Origin of the sequence: Nostoc sp. CCY 9925, from assembly GCF_963920935.1 — a bacterium.
GTDB lineage: Bacteria > Cyanobacteriota > Cyanobacteriia > Cyanobacteriales > Nostocaceae > Nostoc.
In genome coordinates this window covers 51,068-62,882 of sequence record NZ_CAWUDO010000022.1, presented here as the reverse complement: position 1 = coordinate 62,882, position 11,815 = coordinate 51,068, and the positions used below count along the sequence as shown (strand labels likewise).

Below are 11,815 nucleotides of genomic sequence, written 5' to 3'. Positions count from 1 at the left end.
AAATATATGAACGCCAATGATATTCCCTTAGATAATATTCAGAATCTCTTTAATGAATTGCAAAAGCAAACTAACGATGCAACCATTGCTAACTTTACTCAACTTGCCAGTTTGCAGCAACAACGCGCAACCCGTTTAGCCGGTGCAGAAGCTAGGCTAAAAGCAACATTAGGAGAAAATCATCCCCAAGTAATTGGCTTGCGGGAAGCCGCTTCCTTCGCCAATCAACTCCAGCAAAATTTGCAAACTACCGTTACTCGCACGCAACGCCGCCCCCAAGTTAAACCAGGTGAGTGGGTAGTATTTGGCACAGTTATCGATGCCCAAGGTAACCCAGTTTCGGGAGTACGGGTACGTATATTCGACCGTGATTATGTTTATGATGACCTGCTTGGCGATATAGAAACAGACGAATTTGGTGACTTTGCCGTGATTTATCACCAATGTGATTTTGCCGATATTATCGAAAAAAAACCGGATTTATACATCCGGGTTAACGATAAACAAGGTAACGAAGTGTATTCATCGCAAGACAGCATTCGTTATCATGCCGGTCAAGCTGAGTTTTTCGAGATTGTATTGCCTTATACTTGAGGGGGCGACAATCATCACAAAACCAAGCCAGCTAAAGGTTTGGGAGGCATATACCCCTTGAAGTGCAGATGACTACGGGAGCAATGCGATTTTGTGGGATGACCCACCGGGAGAGCGAGCGCTAAATCAATATTTTATATGCTTAGTTACTTTAATGACATATTTATCCAGATAAGCCACAGGAATTTATCTTTTTGAGAGATCCAAAAAGACTACACAGCAAGTATTTGACATTGATAGAAATTAAAAACCTACGTTGATATAAATCTTGAGGCAGGCTTTGGTTCATATTTGTGATACTTCCCCTCAAGTGTTCCCTTTGTCAATACTCTGCCACCTGAATCCTTACGAAAATCATAGCAGATAAAGGCTATCAAGGGATTAATAAAATTCATCAATTGAGTGAAACACCAATAAAAAAGCCAAGAGGTAAAAAGTTGACAAAAGAACAGAAGCAATATAATGGACAACTTAATCGATTAAGCATTGTTGTTGAACACGTTAATCGTCGTCTAAAAATCTTTAATATTTTATCTAATCAATACCGAAATCGTCATCGGAGATTTGGATTAATGTCTAATTTAATTGCCGGAATTTACAATTATGAATTAGCTTTAAAAGCCTAAAATCAAACAAAATTAATGATAAAATTCAGCAGCTAACTAATTGCTGAATCAATTCACTATATCAAGTTTTTGATTTTGTATTCTTCAGCCTCAGTTAATATAAAAAATTTAGTATTTTCTGGCTATTTGAACTTACTTTGGTAGCGAAATAAATAACCCTTCATTATATCAAAAAATATTTATGCAAGAGTTCTCTTTTTTTCAGATTTTGTGAGAAATCGGCGATAATATCTCTGCAATTTCTGCTGCAAGTTTCCTGACATGAGGTTCTTTCAAAACTGTTTGATGTTCACCAGCTACAAAACAAACGCGCACTCGATCTTTGGTTAATTGCCCCCAAGCCACAGTAGGGTCATCTGGAAACTGTTCTGCTAACGATGCAGTTTTGAACAGTGAGATAGCAGCTTTAATGGGTTGTGGCTGATAACGCAGACTTGCGTGCAAATTAGCTTTGTAAACGTTGAGTAAGCCGAAAATTATATTGCGTCCCGAATCAGCAGGAATTAGTTTGTGGTGTTGCAAAATTTGCAGTACATAATTAAATTGAGCCGCTTTACCTAAAGGCGAAAGTTCCTCACAAGTAACACTTATATTTTTATCAAAATGCAGTCCGATTTGCTCAACAATAAAGCAAAGAATAGCAGCATCATCTTCAAGGGAGGCCTCAATTTTTGGAGTAGGTAATGGTGGATGGGTATCGATAATTAACAGATGCTCAACCTGTTCTCCCCTAGCTTCTAATTGGGAAGCCATGTCGAAAGCAATCAGTCCTCCCAAAGAGTGACCACCTAGCAAATATGGGCCAAAAGGCAGGATTTCTCGAATTGCCTTCAAGTAACTAGCAGCCATTGCTTCGATAGTATCTAAAGGCAGTTGTTTCCCATTTAAACCTTTTGCCTGAAGTGCATAAACTGGACGTTCTTGACCCAAAGCTTGAGCAAGTATGGAGTAGGAAAGGGCATAACCACCTGCTTGATGTATGAGAAATAAGGGGGGTAAATAGCCCTTAGTTTGTAAAGGAACTATAACATCTAAATCACTGCTTGAACGCTCTTGCTCCAGTAAAGCCGCCATCTTCTCTATTGTACCTTCCCGGAATAAAGTAATAACAGATAGATTACATCCTAACCGCTGTTCAATTGTTGCTATTAACCGAATAGCTAATAGCGAATGTCCACCTAAGTCAAAGAAGTTTTCAGTAACGCCAATAGGGTTAACTTGTAGTATTTCTTCCCAGATTTGAACTAATTTATGCTCTAAGGCTGTCCGAGGCAGAATTTGTTGGCTGGAGTCGATATTTCTTTCAAAATTAAGTGCACATAGTGCCTTTCGGTCAACTTTGCCATTAGGTGTTAAAGGTAGAGAATCTAAGATAAAAAAGTGTGCAGGCACCATGTAATCAGGTAATTTTTCTTTTAGGAAAGTACGTAGCTTATTTACAGAAGTAAGTTGCTCGGTTGAGGGGACAATGTATGCAACTAGGCATTGGCTTCCTACTGAATCTGGAAAAGTAATCACCACTGCATTGAGGACATCTGGATGTTGATTTAATACCCCTTCAATTTCTCCTAATTCGATGCGTAAACCCCGAATTTTTACTTGGTTATCAATACGCCCCAAAAATTCTATATTGCCATTAGGGAGATAACGGGCTAAGTCACCTGTTTTATAGAGGTGTTCTGATTTTGAATTATTAAAAGGATTGGGAATAAATTTTTCGGCGGTTAACTCTGAACGGTTTAAATAACCCCGCGCCAGTCCAGCACCACCAATGTGCAGTTCACCAGGAACACCAATAGGAACTGGTTGTAAATTCTGATCGAGAATATAAATCTGGTTGTTAGAAATTGGGCGACCAATTGGAACAATTTTTTGATTAATTCCAGGCTGACAAGTTGAGAAGGTTGTATTGATACAAACTTCAGTTGGGCCATAGAGATTGTGAAAGTTGACATTTAGTTTACTAAACAAACCTTCTTGCAGAGAAACTGGCAAAGTTTCGCCCCCACAGAAGACGTTTTTTAGAGAATTACAAGTTTCAATTCCTCCTTGTTCTAAGATCATTTGTAGTAACGATGGAACAAATTGAACAAAAGTAATTTTCTGTTCGTTAATGATTTTAATTAGATAAGCACTATCCTGATGACCTCCTGGACGAGCTATAACCAACTGTGCGCCTACTAACAATGGTGCGTATAATTCCCAGACAGAAGGATCGAAACTTAAGGGAGTTTTCTGGAGCAGTTTGTCTGCTTCCGTCATGGGAAATGTTGCTTGTATCCAAAACATATGATTGCAAATAGCGCGGTGAGAGATCATTACTCCCTTGGGCTTACCTGTGGAACCAGATGTGTAAATGGTATAGGCTAAGTCTTCCGCTAATACTTCATTAACTGGGTTTTCTGCACTTTGTTGGGTAATGATTTCCCAGTCAGTATCTAAACAAATAATCTGTATATTGTCTGGAACATCAACTTTTTCCAGTAGTTTTTGTTGAGTCAATAAGACTGGTGTCTGAGCATCTTCTAGGATGAAATTTATCCGCTCTTGGGGATAAGCTGAATCGATGGGGACATAAGCGCCACCAGCTTTAAGAATACCCAACAACGCAATTACCATTTCTAGCGATCGCTCAACGCAAATACCAACCAGTACATCTGATTTTACCCCTACTGAATGCAGATAATGCGCCAATTTATTCGCCCGTTTATTCAACTCCCCGTAAGTCATATTTTCGTTTTCAAACACCACAGCTATTGCATCTGGTGTCTTCTCTACCTGCAATTCAAATAATTGGTGAAGGCACTTATCTTGGGGATACTCAACTTGAGTCTGATTCCAATTTACCAATAATTGATTTTGCTCAGTTGCTGTTAGTAGAGGTAATTGTGTAATTCGCTGTTTGGGATTAGCAACAATACTTTCTAGCAAGGTTTGAAAATGTCCCACCATCCGGTTAATTGTTGTTACATCAAATAAATCGGTTCTATATTCCCATGTTCCCTGAATTCCTGCTTCTGTCTCTATCATTAATAGAGTTAAATCAAACTTAGCGGTCACCTGTTCTAATTCCAAGGGAATAAGGCTCAAATTAGGTAATTCCAAGTTGCCCATTGGGGCATTTTGTAAAACAAACATCACCTGGAATAAGGGATGATGGCTGAGATTTCTTTCTGGATGTAGTTCTTCAACAATTTTTTCTAGGGGTACATCTTGATGGGCATAAGCTTGGAGCGTTTCTTCCTTGATTCGCAACAGTAATGTATTAAAATCAGGATTGCCAGTTAAATCAGTTCTGATGACCAAAGTATTGACAAAAAAGCCAATTAGTTCTTCAATTTGTTTGTGATTTCGGTTAGCAATGGGCGTACCAATTAATAAATCCTGCTGTCCCGAATAACGCATTAACAGGGTGCTAAATACCCCTAACAATCCCATAAATAGGGTAGCACCTTGAGATTCGCATAACTTCTGCAAGCGATCGCTCACTTCTCTGTTAATCGTAAAAGATACAGTAGCGCCTTGATAACCTGCGATCGCAGGACGAGGAAAATCAGTCGGTAGCTCTAAAGTTTCGATTTTTCCACCAAGTTTTGCTTTCCAATAAGCCAGTTGTGCAGGTAGTTGGGTTTGCTCAAAAGTTGTTCGCTGCCAATGGGCAAATTCTCCATATTGTAGAGATAAAGCTGATAAAGGCGATGCATCACCCTGGCAAAATGCTGCATAAGATAAGGATAATTCCTTAATCATTAAACCCAATGACCAACCATCAGAAATAATATGGTGTATTACTAAGACAAAAACATGAACGTCCTCATTTAACTGATAGAGATGGACGCGCAGTAAAGGCAGTGTGCGAAGATTGAAGGGAGAAATAATTGCTTCTCTAATTAATTTTTTAACTGCTTCTTCCTGCTTTTCCGGTTCTAAATGGCTCAGATTTATCGGCGTCAACGGCACTTCATCGGATTCATGAATAACTTGTACAGCAACTCCGTCCTTAGTCTCAAAAGTTGTGCGTAATACTTCATGACGTTGAATTATTTCTTGTAAACTGCGGTGTAATGCCTTTTGATTCAAATCTCCATGCAAACGAAATGCGATCGCAATATTGTAAGCAGGATTATTCGGTTCCAACCAATCTAAAAACCAGAGTCGTGCTTGAGAAAAAGAAAGCGGTAAGTTTTCTCGGTGGGTAATTTGTGGAATAATATCTTGAAGCGTACTTGTAGAATCGCTCACCACAGCCAAGCGCTCAATTTCCTCAGCTAAACCTGCGATCGTTGAATGTTCAAAAACTTTTCTTAACGGTAAGGCTAAATTAAATTCTTCACGAATCCGAGAAACTAACTTAGTTGCTAAAAGAGAATGTCCTCCTAAATGGAAGAAATCGTCTGTCACGCCGATGTTATCAATACCTAGCACATCAAGCCAGAGGGTGCATAGTCTTGTTTGGGTGGGAGTTGTGGCTTGAACAAAAGCTTGTTTACTAAGTGCTAAATCTCGCTCTGGTGCAGGTAAAGCACGCCAATCCAGTTTACCGCTCGGAGTCATCGGGAAGCTTTCTAGAAGCACAAAGGAAGACGGACGCATATATTCTGGTAATTCTTCCCGTACCTGTTCTTTTAACTGGGAAATTAGCGTTTTTGCAAAACGTCCTTTGAGCGGATCAATCCAGTAAGAATTAGTAGCTTGAGTAGGGACTATACTAGTAATTGGCATTACTGGAGAGCGGTGTTTTCCATCTGTTGTTGGATAGAAGCAAACGTCAAAATAACTCGGACTCAAATCTGGAGAGTAGCTAATAGTTAACTGACAACCTATCTCTTTAGCTAGAGCAGATAAATCTGCTGGATCGATTGTTTGGTCTAAGTTAATTTTATCGATGGATTCGCGTAAATTCTCAATTGTATTTTTTCTATCATTTCCCTCCATCCACTGTAAAACTGCTTCATCTTTAATTAAACGTGCATTGGGAATTCCACGCCAGCCAATTGCACCTGATCCAATAATTTCCTGACGTAAATCGTCTAATTGCAAAACTGCTTCCCAATTTTTCCAAACAGGTTCTATAACATCATTGGGTGACGCACCTAACTTGTGTAAGACGACATCATAACGATATTTAGTCAGTTCGTTGTGGCTATTTTCCTCTTTTAAGTGAACTTCTACCGCTTCTAAATTGGGGAAAAATTTGGTCAGATTGACGAAGAAAGTTGGATCGACTACTAATTCATTTTCTGTTTCTACTAGCCGCCGAACTTGGGTTTTAAAACTTTCCCTATTTGTCTTGTCATCAGCTTGATAAAAAGCAACGCTGGTATGAAAATAATTTAAAAGTGAGAAATTACGATTATCGCCAATAAACAGACTCCCTCCCGGTGCTAATATTTCCAAAGCGCCTGCAATTACCTGCTGTAAATACTCAATAGATGGGAAATATTGAGCTACAGAATTAATAATAATAGTATCGAATTCAAAATCAGTAATTTGGGAAAAATCACTGGCTTCTCGCGTCAGTAAATTTACATGATTCCACGAGCGATTTTGAATAATATTTGTCAATCGTCTAATTGCTTCCTGGGAAAAATCAGTTCCCCAATACGATTTTACCTGAGTAGCAATATTCAATAAAATCATCCCCGTACCGCAGCCAATTTCTAGAACCCGTTGGGGTTTGAGTGCTTGGATTCGCGCCAGGGTATTATTTAGCCATTGACGCATATCGGCGGCGGGAATGGGTTGATTATCATAACTACTATTCCAACCAGTGATGTTAAAGGCTTCGTTGGCTTCAGTTTCATTATGACGATAGGTTTCGTTAAAGGTATATTGCCATTCTTGGGTTTGTTCCTGCTTCAAAGTTTCATAGTCTGAAATTTGATCTTTGGGAACTATGTAAGCGGCTATTCTCACATCTTCTTTGCTTTCTTCCCAGACAATTACTAAAGCATCGCGCACCCTTGGATGACGTTTGATAACTCCTTCAATTTCTCCCAATTCGATGCGAAAGCCACGAATTTTAACTTGATGGTCGTTACGTCCTATATATTCAATTTCGCCGTTCTCAAGAAAACGAGCTAAATCACCAGTTTTGTAGAGGCGTTCTGGTTTTAAATTGTTAAATGGATTGGGAATCATCCGTTCTGCGGTTAATTGCGGACGGTTAAAATAACCGCGAGTTACACCCGCACCACCAACATACATTTCACCAACTACCCCAATAGGAACGGGTTGGCAGTGACGATCTAAAATATATAGAGAAAGGTCGGGAATCGGTTCGCCAATTAAACTACCAAGACGTTGTTTTACATCCCTTAAGCGAATCGGACGGTAGGTAACGTGAACGGTGGTTTCCGTAATTCCATACATATTTACTAGTAACGGAAGCTGATCATCATGGCGTTCAAACCAAGGTTCTAAACTTGCTAAATCAAGCGCTTCTCCACCAAAAATTACATAGCGTAATTCTAGTTCCCCTTCCCGACAAAGTATTTCTTCTGCTTGCATTAATTGTCTAAATGCTGAAGGTGTTTGGTTTAAAACTGTGACTTTGGCATCGCACAGCAAGTTATAAAATTCTTCGGGAGAACGACTTACTAAATAAGGTACAATTATTAAACGACCACCAAAGAAAAGAGCGCCCCAAATTTCCCAAACAGAGAAATCAAAGGCGCAGGAATGAAAGAGCGTCCACACATCTTTGGCGTTAAAATTGAACCATTTTTCAGTAGCCAACATTAAACGCACAACATGACGATGGGTAACAACGACTCCTTTGGGTTTTCCTGTGGAACCGGAGGTGTAAATAATATAAGCTGCGTTATCTGGCTGAACTAAAACTTTTGGTTCTGTTGTTTGTAATTTTGCTAGTTCAGCTTCGCAATTATCAATAAATATAACAGTAGCTTGGTGAGTTGGAATTTGCTCTTTAAATTGGGTGTGGGTAAGCAAAACTGCAACTTGACTATCTTCAATCATATAAGCGATGCGATCGCTCGGATAATCGGGATCGAAGGGAACATAAACCCCACCGACTTTCAAAATCGCCAAAATAGAAGCGACCAAATCCAAGGAACGAGATAGCCACAGTCCCACTCGTGATTCTGGTTTGACACCAAGATTAATTAAATGATGTGCTAATTGGTTAGCGCGATGATTTAATTGTGCATAAGTAAGAGTTTGATTTTCAAATATTAACGCTGTTTGTTGGGGACGCAACTTTGCTTGTTGACTAAATATTTCATGCAAACAAGATTGCACGGGAAAAGTTTGGCGAGGTGTAGCTGGAATTAATTGAGATAATTCTTCAGTCAGCAGAAAAGGTAAGCGGCTTACGGGTATATCCGGTTGCGCTATTAAATTTTCTAGAAGTTGGCAAAAATGACGTGCAAATCTTTCTACAGTTTCTCTTTTAAATAAATCTACGTTGTAGGATAAAACCCCATTTAGCTGTTCTTCGCTTTCGGTGATAAACAACTCTAAATCAAAACGAGCCGCTTCTTGAGTTGCTAATATGGAAACTTCTAAATCACCTGTACTAAATTGCGGCTTAGGTGCATTTAATAAAGTAAACGCAATTTGAAATAAAGGGTTGCGGCTAGTATCCCGTTCAAGATGCAAGCGGTCTACTAAGGTTTCAAATGGTACTTCTGTATGTTCAAAAGCCTCTAGTACCGTTTCTCTGACTCTATTTAGCAGCTTGCGAAAACTAGGTTCGTCTGATAAATCGGTGCGAATCACCAACATATTGACGAAAAAACCAATGAGTTTTTCAGCATCGATTCCCGGACGATTGGCGATGGAAGTACCGACTGGTATATCCTCTTGTCCGGTGTAACGCGCTAAAAGAATCTGGAAAGCACCCATCAGGGTCATAAATAAAGTGATACCTTCTTTTTGGCTGAAGGTACGAATAGCATTTGTGAGAGAAATTGGTAAAGAAAATTTCACCAAATCTCCCCGAAATGATTGGAGGCGGGGTCTAGTAAAATCAATGGGAAATTGCAAAATTGGTAATTCTGCTAGTTGTTTTTCCCAATAAGCAAGACTATCTTGCAAAGCTAAATAATTAAATGTTTCTTGTTGCCATAAGGCATAATCGGCGTATTGAATTTTTAAATCTGGGAGTGCTGTTTCATCTTTTTGAATAGCCAATTGGTAAAGAACAGCAATTTCTTGTAAAAAAACGCCAATTGACCAAGCATCAGCAATGGTATGATGAAGAGTGAGGGTGAGTATGTATTGTTTTGATGCTAGCTGAAAAAGGCGCGATCGCACCAATGGCCCTGTTTCTAAATCAAAGGTATATTCAGCTTCAGAATGTGCTATTGTTAAGATTAGTTTATCAGTTTCTTTTGTATTTTTACTCCAATCTTCTAATACAATTTCAGCTAAAGGATGTGGATGAATCCGTTGCCAGGGTTCTCCATCAATTGCTATAAATGTGGTTCGCAGGCTTTCATGTCGCTGCTGCAATTGTTTAAAGGCTTGCTGCAAAGCCTCTACCCGCAAATCTCCATTTAGACTGAATACAGAACAAATATTATAAGCAGAAGATGTAGGTTCTAATTCATAAAGAAACCACAAGCGCCTTTGTTGAAAAGAAGGAGGTGCTTGGGTAAGGCTGCGGCGCGGAATTAAAAGCTGGTCTTTTTCTAGTTCAATTCCTTCCTCTTCTAGAAGGAATTGTAAAATTTCGATATCGTTGATTTCTGAATAATTCATCATAATATTAAGTCTATTTTAAAGTGACGCTGGAAAAAATGACATAAAATACTTTTTCCCAGCTTCCAGGTATAACCTTAATGCTGTAATAAATTGTCCACGCCGCATCAAGTCTGTTCCAGATTGCATCTCGAATAAAGCCATTAATCTTTTTTCATAAAACCACAGGACTTGAGCTACTTTGGCTTTTTGCTCTTGAGTCAACCATTTTCCTTCTTTCCACTTAGCAATGAGCTTTCGAGCTTGAGCTCGATCGTCTACTAATCGATGGGATTGAGCCGGATATTGACGATATTTATACAGGTTTTTCGGTACAAAATGGATCTCGCTAAACAGCGCAAATTGAAGAAATAGATCAATTCCTTCTCCACCCTGTCCCAACGACTCATCCCATCCCGATGTTTTTTCATAAATATATCGCCGCAGCACAGAACCGCTTTCCATGACAATTGCCGCTCCTGAACCAACAGCTACCAAAGGTGTCTCAGGTGTTTCATAAGGCAGCTCTTTTATTCCAAAACTAGAAGGAATATACCGAGAATAAGAATTTCTGGGCAAAATCCTATCATCTTCGTCAATATGCCAATAATCGCTGTAGGCAACACCAACATGAGGATGTTGGTCAAGGTATTTAACTATTACCTCTAGCATCTGCGGTTCTAAGTAGTCATCGGCATCAAAAAATAGTAAGTATTGCGTCTGGGGAAAACACTCTTTAAAGCCATTGTTACGGGCATTACAAACACCACCATTGGGTTGTCTGATTAACCGCAGGCGTGGCTCTATTTTGGTATAGGATGCAATGACTTGGGCAGAATTATCAGTACTGCCATCATCTATTACAATATGCTCCCAGTTGTTGAAGGTTTGGGCACGCACACTTTCTATTGCCTTTCCGACGTATTTTTCTGCGTTGTAACAAGGAGTAATAATACTCACTTTAGTCATACGGGATTAGCTCCAGTAGTAAATAGCATCATGCTCCTTAGAAAAGGTGAGAAATCCACCAATGGTTATCCTGGCGCGATCGCCAACTGTCGGAGCGATACAGTGGTAAAATCGACCACCATCGAATAGCATCATATCTCCAAGACCGGGTGCAAAGGTCATGCTTCCATACTGCTCAACAAATGGCTGATGTGATTGTTGATATGTCCAAGAACTATACCCGCTTTCTGAGCTTGCGTCTTGAAAGGGTAAGGGTTCGCCGTCCCATTCCAGTCCGTAGACGATCAGATCGCCGCCACCTTCGGGGAGAGTAAGGGGGATGTAGAAGCTCAACTGGTCAGTGATATCGACCAGGGTTCTTAAATGGTCACTTTGAGGCTTGTTCAAGAAATCGTTGCCAACGTGGATCGTAAACTCGTGTCCCTTGGGCAACTTCCTGATAGTAGCTGGAATGTAAGTCTGCCCTTCAGGTCCGGTGGGAACTTGCACTTTCTTGACGCTGGAAAGAAATTTAAACACCGACTCCACTCGGTTCTCAAAGTCAACCGTCCCTTGGAATAATATGCGACACTTCTGCCGGAAGATTGCTGCATAATCAAAGTAGTGCTGCAAGTTAGGATCGCAAAAGATAATGTTTTCACCGAAACTATAAGGCCCTTTAGCCATATCGGCAAACTTAGAGTCTAGGATCGAACTCATGCCGCCTTCATTGTTCTCTAGGCGATTGACGACCTGCTCGACGACATTTTGAGGCAACACCTCGCGGATAATCATACCCTCGAAACTGCGGTTGTACAACATATCTTGGAGAGCGCTGGGATGTTTCTCTATTTCCGATACATGAATGTCAAGAAAGTTAAACAGGGGTTCTTTAGAAATGACTCTTTTAGGCATAGTCTTTACTTAAAATTTCTGGGTTA

The 11,815-nt window shown here is 39.8% G+C and carries 4 protein-coding genes and 1 pseudogene; 2 read left to right on the top strand and 3 right to left on the bottom strand.

All coding sequences use genetic code 11. The features are described from left to right. The first annotated feature begins 6 nt into the window (after nt 1-6). Complete coding sequence (locus ACM0OY_RS14200) at nt 7-594, top strand: hypothetical protein (protein WP_414569483.1); 588 nt, start codon at nt 7-9, stop codon at nt 592-594. 344 nt (nt 595-938) lie between these two features. Further along, nucleotides 939-1,220, top strand: a pseudogene (locus tag ACM0OY_RS14195) (transposase family protein); the annotation flags it as partial. 201 nt (nt 1,221-1,421) lie between these two features. Here ACM0OY_RS14195 and ACM0OY_RS14190 read toward each other — a convergent pair. The 3 genes from ACM0OY_RS14190 to ACM0OY_RS14180 are packed head-to-tail and all read right to left on the bottom strand — an operon-like array spanning nt 1,422 to nt 11,789. After that, a complete protein-coding gene (locus ACM0OY_RS14190; RefSeq protein WP_414569482.1) occupies nt 1,422-9,950 on the bottom strand; it encodes an amino acid adenylation domain-containing protein in 8,529 nt (2,842 codons plus the stop codon). A 15-nt stretch (nt 9,951-9,965) separates the two neighbouring features. After that, a complete protein-coding gene (locus tag ACM0OY_RS14185; RefSeq protein WP_414569481.1) occupies nt 9,966-10,895 on the bottom strand; it encodes a glycosyltransferase family 2 protein in 930 nt (309 codons plus the stop codon). Between the two features lie 6 nt (nt 10,896-10,901). Beyond that, a complete protein-coding gene (locus tag ACM0OY_RS14180; RefSeq protein ID WP_414569480.1) occupies nt 10,902-11,789 on the bottom strand; it encodes a hypothetical protein in 888 nt (295 codons plus the stop codon). Between the last annotated feature and the right edge of the window lie 26 nt (nt 11,790-11,815).

What these genes read in the sequence shown, in the direction of transcription:
- ACM0OY_RS14200 (WP_414569483.1), top strand. Translation starts at nt 7, where the DNA reads ATGAACGCCAATGATATTCCCTTAGATAATATTCAGAATCTCTTTAAT.
- ACM0OY_RS14190 (WP_414569482.1), bottom strand. Translation starts at nt 9,950, where the DNA reads ATGATGAATTATTCAGAAATCAACGATATCGAAATTTTACAATTCCTT.
- ACM0OY_RS14185 (WP_414569481.1), bottom strand. Translation starts at nt 10,895, where the DNA reads ATGACTAAAGTGAGTATTATTACTCCTTGTTACAACGCAGAAAAATAC.
- ACM0OY_RS14180 (WP_414569480.1), bottom strand. Translation starts at nt 11,789, where the DNA reads ATGCCTAAAAGAGTCATTTCTAAAGAACCCCTGTTTAACTTTCTTGAC.